The sequence below is a fragment of the Mesorhizobium sp. M0772 genome, assembly GCF_040320135.1.
In the GTDB taxonomy this organism is placed as follows: Bacteria; Pseudomonadota; Alphaproteobacteria; order Rhizobiales; family Rhizobiaceae; genus Mesorhizobium.
Window position 1 is genome coordinate 1 of sequence record NZ_JAMYPB010000022.1, and the last position, 18349, is coordinate 18349.

Annotated in this window: 22 protein-coding genes; 10 read left to right on the plus strand and 12 right to left on the minus strand. The window is 63.9% G+C overall.

Annotated elements, in window-relative coordinates:
* Nucleotides 1–480 precede the first annotated feature (480 nt).
* The gene (locus tag NKI06_RS16360; protein ID WP_023752602.1) at nucleotides 481–1425 is read right to left on the minus strand and encodes a glycine--tRNA ligase subunit alpha; all 945 of its coding nucleotides are present in this window, start codon (nucleotides 1423–1425) and stop codon (nucleotides 481–483) included.
* Nucleotides 1426–1601: 176 nt separating this feature from the next.
* Between NKI06_RS16360 and NKI06_RS16365 the strand changes: the two genes are divergently transcribed.
* Nucleotides 1602–2063, plus strand: coding sequence for a GNAT family N-acetyltransferase (locus NKI06_RS16365; RefSeq protein ID WP_023687114.1), 462 nt, complete (start codon nucleotides 1602–1604; stop codon nucleotides 2061–2063).
* A gap of 205 nt (nucleotides 2064–2268) precedes the next feature.
* Here the strand turns inward: NKI06_RS16365 and NKI06_RS16370 are convergent, their stop codons facing one another.
* From NKI06_RS16370 to NKI06_RS16390, 5 genes are all read right to left on the minus strand, one after another.
* Nucleotides 2269–4044, minus strand: a complete 1776-nt coding sequence (locus NKI06_RS16370) for a tetratricopeptide repeat protein (protein WP_023709651.1) — start codon at nucleotides 4042–4044, stop codon at nucleotides 2269–2271.
* A gap of 191 nt (nucleotides 4045–4235) precedes the next feature.
* The gene (locus NKI06_RS16375) at nucleotides 4236–4652 is read right to left on the minus strand and encodes a DUF1284 domain-containing protein (RefSeq protein WP_023752601.1); all 417 of its coding nucleotides are present in this window, start codon (nucleotides 4650–4652) and stop codon (nucleotides 4236–4238) included.
* A 109-nt stretch (nucleotides 4653–4761) separates the two neighbouring features.
* Nucleotides 4762–5352 carry a biotin transporter BioY gene (locus NKI06_RS16380; RefSeq protein WP_023752600.1) on the minus strand — a complete coding sequence of 197 codons (591 nt, stop codon included), beginning with the start codon at nucleotides 5350–5352 and terminating at the stop codon, nucleotides 4762–4764.
* Nucleotides 5353–5705: 353 nt separating this feature from the next.
* On the minus strand, nucleotides 5706–6374 hold the full coding sequence (locus tag NKI06_RS16385) for a GntR family transcriptional regulator (protein WP_023687112.1): 669 nt from the start codon (nucleotides 6372–6374) through the stop codon (nucleotides 5706–5708).
* A gap of 87 nt (nucleotides 6375–6461) precedes the next feature.
* Entirely contained in the window at nucleotides 6462–7478 is a 1017-nt protein-coding gene (locus NKI06_RS16390) for a polyprenyl synthetase family protein (RefSeq protein WP_023668471.1), read from the minus strand.
* 221 nt (nucleotides 7479–7699) lie between these two features.
* Between NKI06_RS16390 and NKI06_RS16395 the strand changes: the two genes are divergently transcribed.
* From NKI06_RS16395 to NKI06_RS16425, 7 genes are all read left to right on the plus strand, one after another.
* Nucleotides 7700–7924 (plus strand): putative signal transducing protein, encoded by a 225-nt coding sequence (locus NKI06_RS16395; RefSeq protein ID WP_023668472.1) that lies wholly within the window; start codon nucleotides 7700–7702, stop codon nucleotides 7922–7924.
* Nucleotides 7924–8718 carry a tRNA1(Val) (adenine(37)-N6)-methyltransferase gene (locus NKI06_RS16400; RefSeq protein WP_352986188.1) on the plus strand — a complete coding sequence of 265 codons (795 nt, stop codon included), beginning with the start codon at nucleotides 7924–7926 and terminating at the stop codon, nucleotides 8716–8718. Before NKI06_RS16395 ends, NKI06_RS16400 begins: the two co-directional genes overlap by 1 nt.
* Nucleotides 8719–8838: 120 nt before the next feature.
* A complete protein-coding gene (locus tag NKI06_RS16405; protein WP_023702057.1) occupies nucleotides 8839–9696 on the plus strand; it encodes a S49 family peptidase in 858 nt (285 codons plus the stop codon).
* Nucleotides 9697–9768: 72 nt separating this feature from the next.
* On the plus strand, nucleotides 9769–9954 hold the full coding sequence (locus NKI06_RS16410) for a membrane protein (RefSeq protein ID WP_023668475.1): 186 nt from the start codon (nucleotides 9769–9771) through the stop codon (nucleotides 9952–9954).
* Nucleotides 9955–9980: 26 nt separating this feature from the next.
* Entirely contained in the window at nucleotides 9981–10874 is an 894-nt protein-coding gene (locus NKI06_RS16415; protein WP_352986190.1) for a 4-(cytidine 5'-diphospho)-2-C-methyl-D-erythritol kinase, read from the plus strand.
* On the plus strand, nucleotides 10861–11415 hold the full coding sequence (moaB, locus tag NKI06_RS16420) for a molybdenum cofactor biosynthesis protein B (RefSeq protein ID WP_352986192.1): 555 nt from the start codon (nucleotides 10861–10863) through the stop codon (nucleotides 11413–11415). Before NKI06_RS16415 ends, moaB begins: the two co-directional genes overlap by 14 nt.
* Before the next feature lie 126 nt (nucleotides 11416–11541).
* A complete protein-coding gene (locus NKI06_RS16425; protein ID WP_352986194.1) occupies nucleotides 11542–11973 on the plus strand; it encodes a GFA family protein in 432 nt (143 codons plus the stop codon).
* On the opposite strand, the gene NKI06_RS16430 is transcribed toward NKI06_RS16425, so the two are convergent.
* The gene (locus tag NKI06_RS16430) at nucleotides 11963–12937 is read right to left on the minus strand and encodes a hypothetical protein (protein ID WP_023729312.1); all 975 of its coding nucleotides are present in this window, start codon (nucleotides 12935–12937) and stop codon (nucleotides 11963–11965) included. The two genes, NKI06_RS16425 and NKI06_RS16430, sit on opposite strands and share 11 nt — an antisense overlap.
* 252 nt (nucleotides 12938–13189) lie before the next feature.
* The gene (locus NKI06_RS16435; RefSeq protein WP_023687105.1) at nucleotides 13190–13693 is read right to left on the minus strand and encodes a glycosyltransferase; all 504 of its coding nucleotides are present in this window, start codon (nucleotides 13691–13693) and stop codon (nucleotides 13190–13192) included.
* Between the two features lie 149 nt (nucleotides 13694–13842).
* Here NKI06_RS16435 and NKI06_RS16440 point away from each other — a divergent pair, with 149 nt between their 5' ends.
* Together NKI06_RS16440 and rnhB are read left to right on the plus strand one after the other, a co-directional pair.
* A complete protein-coding gene (locus NKI06_RS16440; RefSeq protein WP_352986196.1) occupies nucleotides 13843–14997 on the plus strand; it encodes a PA0069 family radical SAM protein in 1155 nt (384 codons plus the stop codon).
* A 154-nt stretch (nucleotides 14998–15151) separates the two neighbouring features.
* On the plus strand, nucleotides 15152–15850 hold the full coding sequence (rnhB, locus tag NKI06_RS16445) for a ribonuclease HII (protein WP_352986198.1): 699 nt from the start codon (nucleotides 15152–15154) through the stop codon (nucleotides 15848–15850).
* A 244-nt stretch (nucleotides 15851–16094) separates the two neighbouring features.
* Here the strand turns inward: rnhB and NKI06_RS16450 are convergent, their stop codons facing one another.
* From NKI06_RS16450 to NKI06_RS16465, 4 genes are all read right to left on the minus strand, one after another.
* Nucleotides 16095–16586, minus strand: coding sequence for a F0F1 ATP synthase subunit B (locus NKI06_RS16450; protein ID WP_023668483.1), 492 nt, complete (start codon nucleotides 16584–16586; stop codon nucleotides 16095–16097).
* A 10-nt stretch (nucleotides 16587–16596) separates the two neighbouring features.
* On the minus strand, nucleotides 16597–17196 hold the full coding sequence (locus NKI06_RS16455) for a F0F1 ATP synthase subunit B (protein WP_023684380.1): 600 nt from the start codon (nucleotides 17194–17196) through the stop codon (nucleotides 16597–16599).
* Nucleotides 17197–17288: 92 nt separating this feature from the next.
* Nucleotides 17289–17513 carry a F0F1 ATP synthase subunit C gene (locus tag NKI06_RS16460; RefSeq protein WP_006206606.1) on the minus strand — a complete coding sequence of 75 codons (225 nt, stop codon included), beginning with the start codon at nucleotides 17511–17513 and terminating at the stop codon, nucleotides 17289–17291.
* 66 nt (nucleotides 17514–17579) lie between these two features.
* A complete protein-coding gene (locus NKI06_RS16465) occupies nucleotides 17580–18338 on the minus strand; it encodes a F0F1 ATP synthase subunit A (protein WP_023696586.1) in 759 nt (252 codons plus the stop codon).
* Nucleotides 18339–18349 lie beyond the last annotated feature (11 nt).

Genomic DNA, 18349 nt, shown 5'->3' on the forward strand with positions numbered 1-18349 from the left:
CGCGCCTGCCTCAACCCCCCCCGGCCACCCCCCCCCGCCCCCCCCCGCTGCGGGGGCGGGGCCCCCCCCCGCCCCGGGGGGGGGGGGCGCCCCCACCCCCCCCCCCCCGCCGCTGCGCGGCGACCTCCCCCATCTAGGGGGAGGTAAGAGGGCATAGCAACTCGGCTGACCGCTGTTTCCAGAAATTTTGACCGCCCCTGTCGGGCCGCAACCAGCCCGCCCGTCCTTGGATCAAAGATTTCCATGAACCAAACGCAGCGCTGAAGCGACCAACGCTCAGGCAGGGAACTTATTGGCTGAACGACCATGAAAACGGCATCGAGACTCCTCCAGATCATCGCGCTCAGCGCCTGTTTCGCCGCGCAAGTGCATGGCGCCTTCTCAATGCCGGGCGTACGGCAGGCTATGCGGACCATGGCGGGGTCGACTGGCCCGATGTTGGCCCCAATCAACATTTCCCTCGAAATGATGAAGTGAGCCTCAGGCGGCGAGCCCGCCGGCCTGGGTCTGCAAAAATGCCTCGCCGCAGGCTTTCGCCAGATTGCGCACCCGCAGGATGTAGCTCTGCCGCTCGGTCACCGAAATCACGCCGCGCGCATCGAGCAGGTTGAAGACGTGGCTGGCCTTGATGCACTGGTCATAGGCCGGGAAGACCATGCGGTGCATCGGCAGATTGTCGTTCAAGGCCGGGGCGCCGGCCGCGAGCAGCGCCTTGCATTCGGCTTCGGCGTCCTCGAAATGCCTGAGCAGCATGGCGGTGTTGGCATATTCGAAATTGTGCCTGGAATATTCCTGCTCGGCCTGCAGGAAGACCTCGCCATAGGTGACTTTTTCGGCGCCTTCTCGGCCATTGAAGTTGAGGTCGTAGACATTGTCGACGCCCTGCACATACATGGCCAGCCGCTCCAGGCCGTAGGTCAGTTCTCCCGCCACCGGCGCGCATTCGATGCCGCAGACCTGCTGGAAATAAGTGAACTGCGACACTTCCATGCCGTCGCACCAGCACTCCCAGCCGAGCCCCCAGGCGCCAAGCGTCGGGCTTGCCCAGTCGTCCTCGACGAAGCGAATGTCGTGCAGCAACGGATCGACGCCGATCGCCTTGAGCGAGCCGAGATAGAGTTCCTGCAGGTTCGGCGGGTTGGGCTTCAGGATCACCTGGTACTGGTAATAATGCTGCAGCCGGTTGGGGTTTTCGCCGTAGCGGCCGTCCTTGGGCCGGCGCGAGGGCTGGACGTAGGCGGCGTTCCAGCCCTTGGGCCCGAGCGCGCGCAGCGTGGTGGCCGGATGGAAGGTGCCGGCGCCGACTTCCATGTCGTAAGGCTGCAGGATGACGCAGCCATAGGCGGCCCAGTAATTGTGCAGGGTCAGGATCAGCCCCTGGAACGAGCGGCTGGGATGCATATGGGCTGGACTGTCTGACGTCACGGCGGCCTCGGAAAGCGCTGAAATGATGCCATTCCCTAGTTGCCGGGCCGGTAGGCGTCAAGGCAGCGCCTATCGCCGCCTTGATGAGAGGTTGAACGCTTTGCTTCGGACTGGCCCATTGCCGGACGGTGCCGGTGGCCGTTTGCTCGCCCAGCTTCAACGACAAAGGTTCAGCCATGCAAGGCCAGTTCACCGTACGCCCCGTCACCCGAGAGGATTACGAGCAATGGCTGCCGCTGTGGGACGGCTACAATGCGTTTTACGGCCGCTCGGGCGAGACCGCCTTGCCCGGTGACATCACTGCAATGACATGGTCGCGCTTCTTCGATGCCTATGAGCCGATGCATGCGCTGGTCGCCGAGAGCGAAGGCAAGCTTCTCGGCCTTGTCCACTATCTCTACCACCGCACCACGACGGCGATTTCGCCGAACTGCTATCTGCAGGATCTCTTCACCAATGAGGCGTCGCGCGGCAAGGGCGTCGGCCGGGCACTGATCGAAGACGTCTATACCAGGGCGCAAACCGCAGGCTCCAGCCGCGTCTACTGGCTGACACACGAAACCAACCACACGGCGATGAAGCTCTACGACAAGATCGGCGATCTCTCGGGGTTCGTCGTCTACCGAAAGCTGTTCTAGAATGAGCGCCAACGCTGGGTCTGGGTCGCGTCGCTTCGCTCCTTGCTCCGCCATAGAATGACGATCGCGATAGGGCGTCTCTATCTCTTTGTTTCTGTCGCAATTCCGAACGGAAAACCGCGCACACTTTCCTGGAATTGCTCTAAGACGCCAAGCCGAAAAAACGGGGCTCAGCGAGCCCCGTTTCATCAGAAGTATGGCCCGATCACCCCTTCGGCGCTGGCGGGGTGGCCGGCTTGACCTTCGGGGTTTCCTGCGCCGTGTTGGATTCGATCGGCGGCAGGCCCTTCATCAGCTTCTGCTGCAAAATGGCAAGCACATCGGGATCCGGCTTCAGGTCCCGCGCCTGATTCCACTGGAAAGTGGCTTCGAGCTTGCGGCCGACGCGCCAATAGGCATCGCCGAGATGGTCGTTGAGCACCGGATCTTCCGGCTTGAGCGACACGGCGCGCTCCATTTCGCGCACGGCGTCGTCGAACCGGCCCATGCGGAAATAGGCCCAGCCCAGCGAATCGACGATGTAGCCGTCGCTCGGCCTGAGGTCGACGGCCTTTTGGATCATCGCCAGGCCTTCCTTGAGGTTCATGTTCATGTCGACCCAGGAATAGCCGAGATAGTTCAGCACCTGCGGCTGGTCGGGGAACAGTTCCAGCGCCTTGAGGAAGTTCGGTTCGGCCTTGGGCCATTCCTTCAGCCGCTCATAGGCGATGCCGCGCTGATAGTAGATGTTCCAGTTGGCATTGGTCGGCGTCTTCAGCACCGCGACCGCCTTGTCATAGAGAGTGGCGGCGGAGCGGAAATCCTCCTTCGAGGCATAGACCCCGCCGAGCGCCAGATAGGCGCGCATGTCATCGGGGTGAGCTTCGACGAATGCCTTCAGATGGGCGATCGCCTCGTCGTGACGGTTGAGATCGGCAAGGTTGAGGCCGAGCTGCAGGTCGGAAAGCTCTTTCAGAGGCGAAGAGGCTGGAATGCGGCTATAGAGGGCAATGGCGCCTTCGCCGTCCTTCAACTGCTCCGCAACGGCGGCAAGCTGCACCAAAGCGGCGTCGCTGTCGGGCTTGAGCGCGAGCGCATATTGCAGATAGAGGCGCACGAACGGCTCGCCGCCGCCGCGATTGAGCGCGATGGCGAGGTCGAGCAGGATTTCAGCGGCGCCTTCGGAGGGACTGGCGACGAAGGGCTCGATCTTGTCGCCCTTGCTGATCCTGTCGCGAAGCGCCTGGATGTCGAGCTTGCCGGGCGCGAACGCCTCGGCCTTGTCGAGCACGTAGAGCGCCTTGTTCTTGTTGCCCTTGCGCGCCAGGAAAGACGCGTAGGCCTGGGCGTTGCGCATCCATGTCTCGGGCGCGGCACCGCCGGCCGTGACGTCGGTCAGGGTCGCGTCATAAAGCGCGTCGGCCTTGTCCGACAGGCCTGCGGCATCGGCGATCAGCGCGCGGTGGAAGGACTTGAACAGGCCGAACCAGTCAGGCCCCTGCAGTTTGTCGATCGAGGCCATCGCCCCGGTGGGGTCGCCGGCGCCCTCTTGTGCCCAGCCGGACATGACGCCGGAAATCAGCCGGTCGAGATCGGATTCGAGCGACAGCTTGAGCCAGTACTGCGCCTTGGTGAAATCCTTCTTGTGGAAGGAATCGACCGCCAGAGCCAGACGCGAGAAGCGCTCGACGTCGGGAACTGCCTTGAGCTTGTCGGCATAGACCAGCGATTCCTCGAAGCGGCCTTGCGCGATCAGCGACAGCATCAGGCTTTGCTGCAGCGAGGTGTCGCCGGGATTGAAGGCGAGCGCCTGCTTGTAATAAGCGATGGCATTGTCGAGGTCGTTGTCGCCTTCGGCGATGCGGGCGGCGAGATAGGCGCCCGAGAAGGAGGTGATCTTGACCGGGTCGGTCGATTCCTTGGCGTAGGCAGGCAGCGGAGAAATCGCCATCCCTGCCACAATTGCCAGCCCCGCGAGCCAGCGCGCACGTCCTTGCCGCATCGTATCCCTTTCAGCCAAGCGCCATCCCGCGTCGGCGCGGAGAAGCCATAGACTCGATGTTTCCTGACAAAGCATGGCCTTTTTGGGGTCAGGCTGCAATCCGGGCCGAATTCACAATCGGGTCACCCGATTAACAAACCATGGCGACGCAGACACTGTCGGTTCCGACAATAGCAGATCGGGGTTGGGAGCTACAGCCTGACATCGCGATATCCGCCTGCCGCGACGGTGCTGCACAGGCTGGCCCACTCGCAACCCTGGCAGGCCTCACGCGTCACGCCGGCTGAAAAGGCCGCGCGCAAGGCGGCAAGCGTTGCCGCGTCGAGGCTGAAGCGGACGCCGGCCCGGATCGGCCGGGCCAGCAGCTTGCCGACATCGCGTGCTGCCAGCTCGTCGCGGCCTGCGGCGCTTTCGCGCAAGCAGTGGGGCTCGGCCTCGCCGAGCAGCGGCCGACAGATGTCGTCGGGGCCGGAGACGATCAGAATATCCTCGCCCCGGCCCAGACGTTTCGCGATCACGTCATAATTGGCGATGAAGGCTGCGCTGTACCCTTCGCCGATATAGGTCAGCAGGCAAAGCAGATGGTGGGAGCGCAGCCGGACGGTCATCGGTCAGGACGCGCCAGCGGAGCCTGTTCCATCCCGATGGTATCGGGATGGGGCTCCATCTTTTTGTTTGAGCATGATCTCTTCCGAAAACCGGACTCATTTTTCGGGATCATGCTCCTGCCGGGTCCGCCTTACCGGAAAACAGCTTGAGCGTCGCGGCGCCGAGCGCCGATTTCAGCAGGCCGCCGACGAGGAACGGCAGGAAACCGAAGGCGATGGCCTGTTCGAGGCCGATCATGACGGCGAGCCAGGCCGTTCCGAGAACCAGGCAGGCGAGGTTGCCGAGGACCATGCCGGCGAAGGCGAGCAGCACGCGGTTGCCGTTCCAGCCGCGCTCGGCCAGCCAGCCGACAAGCGCGCCGACGAGCGGGAAGGCGAAGAGATAACCGGCGGTCGGCCCGGCAAAATGCTGGATGCCGGCAGCTCCGCCCGACAGCACCGGCAAACCCACAGCGCCCTCGACGAGCCATGCGGCGATGGTGATCGCGCCGAGCCGCCAGCCGTAGAGCGCGCCCACCAGCGTCACCGCAAAGGTCTGCATGTTCATTGGAACCGGCAGCATCGGCACTTCCATGTAGGAGGCGAGCGCAATGGACAGCGTGCCGATGACGATGGCCGCGGCTTGCCAGGCATACGAGCGGGTTTGCAGGCGCAACGGGCTGAAGGAGGGCTTGGAGGGCGAAAAGGCGATGTCGGTCATGGCGGCTTCCCTGGCTGGTTTGAATTATAGATAATTTTGTTGTTCGATCTATTATCGAATCCATATTTGCGCGGGAATGGCAACCCTCGCCCCTAAAAAGGCTTGGGCTTGCGTGTCGAATAAAGGACATTTGGAAAGGCTGGCGGGACAGCACCCCCCTCTGGCCTGCCGGCCATCTCCCCCGCAAGTGGGGAGATCGGATGTCGCCTTTGCTTTCGCCAATGGCCGACGTTGCAGGACTAACGCAACGGCAAAGCTGTTGATCTCCCCCCTTGCGGGGGAGATGTCCGGCAGGACAGAGGGGGGTGTGAAGGATCGCTACGCGCGGAATCCGACGACTTGTCCCTTCGTCCCTACCCGACGATGGCAAACGCTTCGCGCATCTTGCCCGACGCGGTCTTGACCGGTTTCTGGCCGATCCACTGAACGTGCCGGCCAAGCGTGGCCGCGGCCGATTCGGTGTTGCCTTGCCGCAGCGCGCTCAGGATCGCGCGATGATCCTGGTCGGTGCGGATTTCCCATTCCGAGCGCCAGGCGGCGAACAGGAAGCGGGCGCTTGCGGCGTGCAAATCGTCGATGGTGGCGATGAGCCGCGGCATGCCGCAGGGCGCCAGGATCAGCCGGTGGAAGGTGCGGTTGGCCTCCTCCCAAGAGCGGACATCGCGGGATTTGTCGCCGGCCTTTGTGGCTTCTTCGGCAAGGTTGAGAATGGAAGCCGTCAGATGCGGCGCGGCATGGCGCAGCGCCAGCACTTCGAGGGCTGCCCGCATTTCGGCGACTTCCCTTACCTCGCCGAGATCGAAAGCGGCGACGCGCACGCCCCGCCTGGGCTCACTGACCGCCAGCCCTTGCGCCTCCAGGCGCCGGAAGGCTTCGCGCACCGGGACATGGCTGGTCTGGAATTCCTCGGCGATGTGATCCTGCCGCAGCCGGGCGCCGGGTTCGATCGCGCCCGATATGATGCGATCCGCCAGCACCTTGCTGATGCGCACGGCGATGGTGTCGTCTGCGGTCTTTGCCATCTTTTATAGATAATTTGCACTGCTGCCGATTGTCGAGCGGTGATTGCCCGATTTTGCGTGCAAACTTCCTTTGGCGCCAGGCGCGGGTCAGTTCACCCGGCTGATGCAGAAGTCGATGACGTCGATGAGCGCCGATTTCTGCGGCGTCGCCTCCAGCGGTGCCAGCGCATCGCGGGCGATCTCGCCGAAATGGCGGGCCCGTCCGATGGTGTCGGCAATGGCGCCATGGCGGGTCATCAGGCCGATCGCCTTTTCCAGGCCGGCATCGTCGGTGACATTGTCCTCGATGGCGCGCTTCCAGAAGGTGCGCTCGGCCTTGGTGCCGCGCCGGTAGGCGAGGATGACCGGCAGTGTAACCTTGCCTTCGCGGAAATCGTCGCCGACATTCTTGCCCAGCTCCTGGCTGGAGCCGCCATAATCCAGCGCATCGTCGATGAGCTGGAAGGCAAGGCCGAGATTCATGCCGTAGGAGCGCAAGGCGGCGCGATCGTTGCGCGTCGCCGATGCGATGACCGGGCCGACCTCGGCGGCAGCCGAGAACAGCGCCGCGGTCTTGGCCTTGATGACGGCGAAATGCTCGTCCTCGGTGGTATCCAGGTTCTTGGCTGCCGCCAGCTGCATCACCTCGCCCTCGGCGATGATCGAGGCGGCGCTGGACAGGATGTCGAGCGCTTCCAGCGAACCGACATCGACCATCATGCGAAAAGCCTGGCCGAGCAGGAAATCGCCGACCAGCACGCTCGCCTGGTTGCCCCAGATCATGCGGGCAGTCTTTTTGCCGCGCCGCATGCCGCTCTCGTCGACGACGTCGTCATGGAGCAGCGTGGCGGTGTGCATGAACTCGACCGCGGTGGCGAGCTTGACGTGGCCCTCGCCAGAATAGCCGAACATCTGGGCCGCCGCGAGCGTCAGCATGGGACGCAGCCTTTTGCCGCCCGACGAGATCAGATGATTGGCGACCTCCGGGATCATCTCGACGTCGGAGCCGGCCTTGGACAGGATCAGTTTGTTGACGCGCCCCATATCGGCTGCTGTCAGGTCGATGAGATCCTTGATGGACGCGGGTTCCCGCTTCCCGTTTTCGATGTTGAGAACGACACCCACCAACAAACACTCCCGTCTTTGATCACGCGTGCGACGGCACCCTGGTCCCACCTGGGACTCTAAGGCGGCACATACGGGCACGGCAAGAGGCGAATTGGCGCGGCTGCGGTGACGGCGTGTCAACCTTAGCGACCGCATGCCGTTGCCCGGAAACCGCTCCACACTTTTCGGCGCCATGCTCCGGCGTTTACATCAACGCTGCAACCTGCGAACTTCGTCCGATGATAGAACTCGTGCGCACCAACGATGCCGTGATCATCTCCTTCGTCGAATCGCTGATGCGCGATGCCGGGATCGCCTGCTTCGTCGCCGACCAGAACATGAGCATTCTCGAAGGGTCGATCGGTCTTTTGCAGAAGCGCGTGATGGTCGATGCCGTCCAGGCCGATCAGGCGCGGCGCATCTTGAAAGACGCCGGCATCGAGAACGAAATCCGCCAGACATAATGGCTGAAGCGAGCGCGCTTACCAGCGATACGCCGGCCCATACGGTCGATGCCTTCCATCGCGGCCGCTTCTGGCTGGTCCAGCCCAGGACAGGGCATCGCGCCGGGATGGATGCCATGATGCTGGCGGCAGCAGTTCCATCCGGCTTTGCTGGACGCCTCGCCGATTTCGGCGCCGGCGCCGGTGCGGCGGGTCTTGCCGTGCTGTCGCGCTGCCCAGAGGCGCAGGTCGTGCTCGTCGAACGGTCGACCGAGATGGCAGGCTTCGCCACAACCACGCTCGCCCATCCCGGCAATGCGCATCTCGGCAATCGCGCCTCGGTGCTGACCGCCGACGTCACGCTGTCGGGCCGGGCGCGGACGCAAGCCGGCCTTGCCGACAATTCCTTCGATTTCGTCATCATGAACCCGCCCTTCAACGCGGCGCAAGACCGCGCCACGCCCGATCCGCTGCGGCGGCAGGCGCATGTCATGGACGACGGGCTGTTCGAAAGCTGGTTCCGGAGTGCGGCTGCCGTCGCCAAGCCGCGCGGGGGCCTGGCCGTCATTGCGCGGCCGGAACAGCTTGGCGACCTCCTCCATGCGCTGTCGGGCCGCTTCGGCGACGCCGAGATGCTGGCCGTGCATCCGCGCCCGGAAGCAGCCGCAATCCGCATTGTCGTCAGGGCAGCGCTCGGCGCGCGCGGCAAGCTGTCGATCCGCCCGCCTTTGATGCTGCATGGGCAAACGGGCGACGGCCCGTCGGAACGAACCGAGATGATCAACAACGGACTGGCGTCGCTGTTTGGCGATTGATTTGGGCCCGTCAGTGTCGTTGCCGCAAAACCGGCACACAGTTGGCTGAGATGGATTGCAGCATTGCCGTTGACCGGCAAATCCCTACATGCGTTGAAGCCATTTGGAGACAGCCACCTCGTGAACCGCCTTTTCAACCGCCTGCTGCCGAAATCCTGGCGATCCAGCGTCGTCACCATTCCCGTCATCAGGCTGCATGGCACCATCATGGCCGGCGGCGGCCCGTTCCGGCCGAGCCTCTCCTTGGCGTCCACCGCCGCCCTCATCGAAAAGGCGTTCCTGTTCGATGCGCCCGCCGTCGCCATTTCGATCAATTCGCCTGGCGGCTCGCCGGTGCAGTCGCGGCTGATCTTCAAGCGCATCCGCGACCTCGCGGTCGAGAAGAACAAGAAGGTGCTGGTCTTCGTCGAGGATGTGGCGGCCTCGGGCGGCTACATGATCGCGGTCGCCGGCGACGAGATCTTTGCCGATCCGTCCTCCATCGTCGGTTCGATTGGTGTCGTCTCGGCCTCGTTCGGCTTTCCCGAGTTGATGAAGAAGATCGGTGTCGAGCGCCGTGTCCACACCGCCGGCCAGAACAAGGCGGTGCTCGACCCGTTCAAGCCGGAGAAGAGGGAAGACGTCGAGCGCCTGAAGGCGCTGCAGCTGGAAGTGCACGAGACCTTCATCGACCTGGTCAGGGAACGCCGTGGCACCAAGCTGAAGGACGATCCGGACCTGTTCACCGGCCTGTTCTGGACCGGCAAGAAAGGGCTGGAGCTTGGCCTCGTCGATGCGTTGAGCGACATGCGCACGGTACTGAAAACCCGCTTCGGCGCGAAAACCCAGCTCAGGCTGGTCACCGCGCCGCGTGGCCTGTTTGGCCGCATCGGCCTGTTCGGCTCGAACTTTTCAGCGCCCGATATTGCCGCCGCCGCCGCAAGCGGCGTGATCGATGCGGCGGAAGAGCGCGCATTGTGGGCTCGCTTCGGGCTTTGAAAAAGCAGGGAAAGAGTCTAGCATGAGGGCTTGACAGTCTGCCTTGCCGCCTTGCGAGGGAGGAGCTTTGAAATGCCACAGATCATTTTCTTCGCAGTTGTCGGCGCAGCCGCTTATTTCGGCTACCGCACCTTCGTCCGCGAGGCCGAACGTGTGACCGCCAAGGTGCGGCGCACCGAAAAGCAGGCAGCCAACGGCACCAACGGCACGCTGGTCCAGGATCCCAAGACCGGCGAATACCGCCTGGCCAAGGACTGAGCATCATCCCGTCAGCAGCCGACAGTTTGGATGCCGCAGCCCGGACGTGGCTTGCGCCCGCCAAGATAAATCTGGCCCTGCACGTCACCGGCAGGCGCGCCGACGGTTATCATCTGCTTGAGAGCCTGGTCGTTTTCACCCGCTTCGGCGACAGGGTCGAGATCGAGCCTGCCGACGCCGACCGGTTCTCCGTATCGGGCCGTTACGCGACCTCCGTACCGATCGACGACAGCAATCTGGTGGTGAAGGCGCGCGAGGCGCTGCGCAGGCAGGCCGGCCAGCAGCGCACGCCGCCGGTTGCGATCCGACTTGAGAAGAACCTGCCGGTCGCCTCCGGCGTCGGCGGCGGCTCAAGCGACGCGGCCGCCGTTCTGCACGGTCTTATCAGGACATGGGGTCTCGACATCGGTGAGGCCGAACTGAGCCGGATCGGTCTCACGCTCGGCGCCGACGTGCCGATGTGTCTTGCGGCAAAACCGCTGGTTGCGCGTGGCGTCGGCGACGAGCTGTCGCTGGTGCCGGATTTTCCGGCGCTCGCTTTGGTGCTGGTCAATCCCGGCGTCGCCGTCTCGACGCCTGATGTGTTCAACGCACTTGAGAAACGCGACAATGAGGGATTGCCGCCGCTGCCGCGTGCATTTGACTTCCACAGTGTCCGCAACTGGCTGGAGATCACCCGCAACGATCTCGAACCGGCGGCGCAGGCGATCCAGCCGCCCATCGGCCGAGCGCTTTCCCTGCTGAACAGGGCCGGATCTGGATTCTCGCGCATGTCGGGATCCGGCGCGACATGCTTCGGGCTGTTCGAGACCGGCAATGTCGCCAAGCGCGCCGCCGCCGAGATCCGCAGCCGCGAACCGGAGTGGTTTGTCGCCGCGACACGAAGCATCGCTTCGGAGGGGGCCGATGGCCAAAATTGACGAGAGCCGGCCGTTCATTCCGGTGCGCATCGCGGTGCTGACGGTGTCCGATACGCGCAGCCTTGCCGACGACAAATCCGGCCAGACGCTGGCTGATCGCATCGCCGAGGCCGGCCATGTCCTGGCCGCGCGCGACATCGTCACCGACGACCGGGAGAAAATCCGCGACAAGGTGCTGGGCTGGTCGCGCGACGAAGACATCGATGTCGTCATCACCACCGGCGGCACCGGTTTTACCGGCCGCGACGTGACGCCGGAGGCGCTGGAGCCGATCTTCGAGAAGCGCATGGATGGCTTTTCCGAAGTGTTCCACCGCATTTCCTACGACAAGATCGGCACCTCGACAGTGCAGAGTCGGGCGACGGGCGGCGTCGTCAACGCCACCTTCGTCTTCGTGCTGCCGGGCTCGCCCGGCGCCTGCAGGGACGCCTGGGACGGCATCCTGAAACCGCAGCTCGACTACCGCCACATGCCCTGCAACTTCGTCGAGATCATGCCGCGCCTGGACGAGCATTTGGGGCGCGGCAAGGCCGCCTCGTAAACCAAGGCAAAGTGCCGGCCAAGTGCTGCCTTTGTCAGGCAGAATGGCGGCTGCGCCTTCGAGAGGTCATTTCCTCCGGGTCGTCGGGCGGATAGTCTGTCGCCAAGTCAAGACGGAAGAGATCCAATGAGCGCGCACCGCGGCGGCTGCCATTGCGGCAACATCCACCTGACGTTCGAAACGGGAATGGAGCCGGCCGAGATGGAGATCCGCGCCTGCCAGTGCGCCTTCTGCGTCCGGCATGGCTCACGCGCCGCCGCCGATCCGCAGGGCCGATTGATCGTCTCGGTCGAGGACGAGGCGCGGCTGCACCGATACCGGTTCGGATTGCGCACCGCCGATTATCTCATCTGCCGGGACTGCGGCGTCTATGTCGCTGCTGTGACCACCGACGGCGAACCGAGAGCGATCGTCATCGTCAATGCGCTGGATGACCGGCCGCGGTTCAACCGCGAGCCGGTCCCAATGGAGTATGATGCCGAGAACAAAGAGGGTCGCATTGCCCGGCGGCAAGCGCGCTGGATGCCGGTCGAGATCCGCTCCGGCGTCAGCGGATGACCGGCTCGCCGTGGAAGCGGCGGCGCGAGGGCGGCGAGACGCCGAAGCCGACCTCCATCATCAGCCGTGGCGTGGTGGACGGCACGGTGCCCATGTGGAAGCCGAACGGGTCCTCGACGAAGCCGAGGCCGGCCTCGCCGGTCAGCGTGACCGGGCTGTCGTCGCCATAGACCTTGAGCACGTCTTGCGCCGGATGGCCGACCAGCAGCGTCAACTGGTGCTTGAGGCTGCGCCTGTTGTGGCTGCCTTTGACATAGACGTGCGGGCCGGTGCCGGCATCGCAGGGCTTGAGATAGAAGAAGAATTTCAGCATCCGCCAGTCGTCGAGATCGAAATGATATTTGCCTAGCGAGGCAAGGTTCTTGTCGGCGTCGGAAGCCTCGCCTGTCGGAAAGCTCCACCAGACACGCGTGGTGATCAGCTTCGCCTGTCCGCCCAGATAGTGCTCGGCGATGTCGAGCAGCAGCGGGTCGTTCTGGATGGCGAGTGCCGCCTTGCAGCCGAGGATGCGCTCGAAATAGTGTCCGCTGAGCAAAGAGCGGCCGAACCGCTTCTCGGCTTCTGCGTGTTCTCCGGGCATGAATTCGAGCCGGCGGTCGAAATTGCCGAAGCACGGCGTGCTCTGAGCGAAGCTGGCGATCTCTTGGTGGATTGCCTGCGGCAGGACCAGTCCGGAGAACAGGCCATCGGTGCGCAGCGCCGCGAGGATCGACTTGAGGTCGACGCCCCTGAACATCGTAGCTTCGGCACTCTGCGCGGGGCGCGCGGCTTTGGCGCCAAGCCAGTGCAGCTTGCGCGCCGGCATGGTGCGGGCAAGCACGAACATCGGCAGCCATGCGGGATTTTCGCGCAGGTCGGAGAGATAGGTCGGAATACGCACCGCAATGCGGCGGAGCAGGCTGCCGTTGCGGGCAATGGCTTCCAGGCTGGGGGCGCCGGATTTGTCAGGGGACGAAAGGTTCATCGGGGTCCTCAGATATGAACGGCAGCAACGACGACGCGGCGCTTGCTTACCGCTCCGGCACTACCCAAACCCCGATATCCCGCATCAACGGAATGCTAATCCCGCGTCAGCTTTTGTGCAATGCACAATAGCTTTTTGCGGCGAAAAAGAGGGATGGTGCTGCGACCGTGCCAATGCGGATGAGACGCCGACGCTGCCCCTCATCCGCCCTTCGGGCACCCTTCTCCCTGGGAACGGGAAAAGGGAGAAACATCACTTCTTCGGCGCCAGCCAGATTTCGGCGTCGAGCCGCCTGGTGGCGAGACCGCGCGCAAGGGCTTCGGCGCTGTGCGCGTTCTTCGACAGGGCAGCGGCCTGGCGCTTGCTGATGACCAGCCCTTCGGCCAGCGCCCGGTTGCCCGAAAACACCCGTGACAGGAACGGCGTGCGGCTGCCGCGCGCACGGCAAAAGCGCGCCGGCATGGTTTGCCGCGCCGTGTGAGCGACAACGTCGTCGATCCAGCCCTCCGCCAGCCTTGCGCCGGGTTCCAGAAACAGCAGCCAGTCACCCTTCGCCTGCCTGATTCCCGCGGCAATGCCGCCGGCGACGAAGTGGCAGCCGGCATGATCTGCAACCCGATGCGTCTGGTCGGTCGAGCCGGTGTCGCAGACGATGACATCGCGCACCACGCCCTCGACCGCGCCGCCGATCAACGAGGCGAGCGTGCGGGCAAGGCCTTCTTCGTCATCCCGGGTTTCGATGAGAACGCTGAGCATTTTAGCCGAATAGCGGAAAGCCCGGCGCAGCGCCAGTTTTGCATGGCCCAACGAAAAAGTTCTTGCTTTGTTCTCATCAGCGAAATAGGATTATTTTCATGAACAGAGCGATTCGACAGCCAGCCGACAGTCCTTGGGAAAGGGCCAAAATGGAACATATCGTGCGTGCGGACATTGCTGCTTTCGGAGCAGGGCGAGCCGAGATGGCCAATGCGATGATCGAACAGAGCGGCGTGCGCGTCCGTCCGGATCGCAACCGCGGCCGTTCCGCGGGCATCAACCCGTCCGGCCGGTTCGAGCCGGTCAGCCGGCATGTGTTCGACGACGGCTGGAATTCGCTGGAGGAATTGCCGCCGTTCAAGACCGAAGTGCAGGTCGAGAAGCCGCGCACCATCATCACCCGCAACGAATCGCCCGACATTTCCTTCGACCGCTCGATCAACCCCTATCGCGGCTGCGAGCATGGCTGCGTCTATTGTTTCGCCCGGCCGACGCATTCCTTCATGGGCCTGTCGCCGGGGCTGGATTTCGAAGCGAGGCTGTTTGCCAAGCCGGATGCGGCGCGGCTGCTCGACAAGGAACTGTCGAAGGATGGCTATCAGCCGCGCACCATCGCGATCGGCACCAACACCGATCCCTACCAGCCGATCGAGAAACAATACCGGATCATGCGCGAGATCCTCGAAGTGCTGGAGGCGCGCGGCCATCCGGTCGGCATCGTCACCAAATCCCATCTGGTGACGCGCGACATCGACATTTTGTCGCGCATGGCCGAACGGGGCTTGGCCAAGGTGGCCCTGTCGGTGACAACGATGGACCGCATGCTGGCGCGCACCATGGAGCCACGCGCGTCGACGCCGACCAAGCGGCTCGAGGCGATCCGGCAGCTTTCCGATGCCGGCATCCCGGCCTCTGTCATGGTGGCGCCGATCATTCCCGGCCTGACCGACCAGGAGATGGAGCGCATCCTCGATTCGGCACGCGCCGCAGGCGCCCGCGAGGCCGGCTATGTGATCCTGCGCCTGCCGCTCGAGGTGGCGCCGATCTTCAAGGACTGGCTGCTGCGCCACTATCCCGACCGCTACCGGCACGTGATGTCGCTGATCCGTTCGATGCGCGACGGCAAGGACTATGATTCGGAATGGGGCAAGCGGATGAAAGGCACCGGCCCCTATGCCTGGCAGATCGGCCGGCGCTTCGAGATCACGGCCAAGCGGCTCGGCCTCAACGCCGAGCGGCGCACGCTCCGAACCGACCAGTTTGTCGCCGCCGCCAAGGCGACCGAGCAGCTGATGCTGCTCTGAGAGTAGCGCCTGCCCTGCCCTCGTGGCTGTCAGGCGACCCAAGAATCCCGTCCGGCCTGTCCCCCGGCCTGCAGACGGTGCCCTCCCGGTCTTGCCCCACTCGACCCTGGAGGGACTTGCGGAGAATCGGAGCCGATGCGAACCTCGCCGCAACATGGCTCGCGCACGTTCCGATTCTCCGCTTCTTTTCGAAATCGTCGAAAAGCCCGACTTCTCCTTCGAGACGAAGGCGATGGCCGAAGGCCTGTGGCCGGTGGCAGGCATGGACGAGGCCGGCCGCGGTCCGCTGGCGGGGCCGGTGGTGGCGGCGGCGGTGATCCTCGATCCCGCCAACATTCCCGACGGGCTAGACGATTCCAAACGGCTCAACCATTTGCAACGCGAGGCGCTGTTCCTGAAAATCCTGGGGTCAGCGCTCGGCGTGTCGATCGCCTCGGTCAGCGCCGAAGGCATTGACGGCAGCAACATCCTCAAGGCCAGCCTGGAAGCCATGCGCCGCGCCCTTGCCGGCCTGCCGATCCAGGCGAAGCTGGCGCTGGCCGATGGCCGCGATGTACCGCCGGGCCTCCTCTGCGAAGGCCGCGCGCTGATCAAGGGCGACCAGCGCTCGCAATCGATCGCCGCCGCCTCGATCGTCGCCAAGGTGATGCGCGACCGCATGATGTGCGGCTGCGGCAGCCATCACGAGCGCTACGGGTTCGAGGTCCATATGGGCTACGCCACCGTGCGGCACCGCACCGCGATCGAAGCGCATGGGCTGGTGGCAAGGCTGCACCGGGCATCATTCGCGCCGTTCAGGCTGGGTGGGGTTGAGGTGGTGGAAGAAGAAGGATTTGTCGGGTTGGACAGCTAATCTCCCCCCTTGAGGGGGAGATGGCCGGCAGGCCAGAGGGGGTCGCGCGCGTGAAGTGCTAGCCCTTCTTGGTCGCAGAAAGAGCGTCGCGCCTGGTCGAACGGACCCCCTCTGTCGCCTTTGGCGACATCTCCCCTCGAGGGGGGAGATCAGGCGCACCACCGCCTTCGCCAATCTCCGTCGCCGCTCAACAAAAAAGCCGCCAGGTTGCCCGGGCGGCTTGATGTCAGCGAGTTATCCCCGCTCAGTTCAGCCTGGCCTTCACGTCCTGCAGCGCGGACTTGAAAAGATCCGCGCCGGCCTTGGCGTCGATCTTGCCGGCGAGCAGCGTGCGGGCCGCCTCGACGGCGATGTCGACGGCGCTGGCGCGCACTTCGGCGACGGCTTCGCGCTCTGCCTGGCCGATCTTCTGCTCGGCAAGCGCAGTGCGACGGGTGACATAGTCTTCGGTCTTCTTGTGCGCCTCGGCGGCAAGCATGTCGGCCTCGCGCTTGGCGGCAGCGACGATGGCTGCGGCCTCCTGCTCGGCTTCCTTGCGCTTCTTCTGGTATTGGCCGAGCAGTTGCTGGGCCTCTTCGCGCAGCCGGCGGGCTTCCGCAAGCTCGTCGCTGATCTTGGTCGCACGGGCGTCGAGCGACTTGGCGATCAGGCCTGGCACCTTGATGTAAACGGCAACGCCGAGGAAAATGACGAGGGCAACCGTTGCCCAAAGCGTTGCGAGAGATGTGGCGTCCATGATGTGCTCCTCACCGGGCCACGGATTTGACCGCAGCCGAGATCTCGGCCTTGCTCGTCTTGCCGCCGACAAGCGCATCGACGATGGCTGAAGCGGTGTCCTCGGCAATCGTGCCGACTTCCTTCATGGCGTTGGCCTTGATGGAAGCAATGCTGGCCTCGGCCTCGCCGAGCTTCTTGTCGAGGGCGGCCTCGACCTTCTTGCGGGCAGCCTCGGCTTCAGCCTTGGCAGCGTCGTTGGCCTGCTGGCCGATCGCGTTGGCCTTGGCCTTGGCTTCCGCCAGTTCCTGCTCGTAAGCGGCAACGGCGGCGTCGGCCTCGCCCTTCAGCTTGGCGGCCTGGTCGAGGTCCTGCGTGATGCGATCGCTGCGGACGTCGATGATGCCGCCAAGGCGCGGCATCACCACCTTCTTCAGGAACAAATAGAACAGCCCGAACGTGATCGCCAGCCACAGAAGCTGGGACGGAAACGTCGCCGGATCGAATGGCGGGAACGTGCCGTGCGCCTCGGCAGGCACGCCGGTGCCGGAATGCGTGTCGCCTTCCGTACCGGTGTGGGCGCCTTCAGCGGCGGGTGCGGACTCTTGCGCAAACGCAGATGTCACGAACATGGACTATCCCCTCACATCAGGCATGGCCGCAGGAATGCGGCCAGCCAATTCTTCCCAATGCTCGTCCGACCGATAATTGGCCGAACAGGGGCTCAGCCGAACAGGGCGAGAAGCGCGATGAGAAGCGAGAAAATGCCCAGAGCTTCGGTCACGGCGAAGCCGAAAATCAGGCGGCCGAACTGGCCATCGGCGGCCGACGGATTGCGCAGGGCGCCCGCCAGGTAGCTGCCGAAGATGTTGCCGAGGCCAATGCCCGCGCCGCCCATGCCCAGGCAAGCGATACCGGCGCCGATGTACTTTGCTGCTTCTGCGTCCATTTTAAACTCCTTTGGATCTGTAATTCCGTTGCAATTCCATCCGGCGAAAGATGCCGGAAATTCTATCTAGTGCGAAGGATGCAGCGCATCATTCAGGTACATGCAGGTGAGCACGGCGAACACATATGCCTGCAAGAGCGCCACGAGCAACTCCAGCGCGGTCAGCGCCACAGCCATCGCCAGCGGAAGGATCGATCCCGCAACGCCGAGCGCGCCGAGCGCACTCAGGCTGACCACAAACCCGGAAAACACCTTCAGGGTAATGTGGCCGGCGAGCATATTGGCGAACAGACGAACCGATAGGCTGACCGGACGCGAGACAAAGGAAATCACCTCGATCGGAACGACAAGCACCATCATCAGGATGGGCACGCCCTTCGGCACGAAAAGCTTGAGGAAGCCCAGACCGTGCTTCATGAAGCCATAGACGATGACGGTTCCGATCACCAGCGCGGCCAGGCCGAAGGTGACGATGATGTGGCTGGTGATGGTGAAGAAATAAGGAAAAAGGCCAAGCAGATTGGCAACAAGCACGAACATGAACAGCGAGAACACCAAGGGAAAGAACTTCATACCTTGGGTTCCGGCTGCATCGCGCAACATGTTCGCGACGAACTCGTAGGCCATTTCCGAAACCGACTGCAGGCGGCCGGGAACAAGGCTGCGGCTTGCGGTCGAGAGGTAAAGAAACGCCGATGCAATGGCCACGGTCGCGACCATGAACAGAGCCGAATTGGTGAAGGACAGGTCATAGCCGCCGATATTGATCGGAATCAGCTTGACGATATGGAACTGGTGGATCGGATCGACCTTGTCAGCAGCCATTTACATCCCCG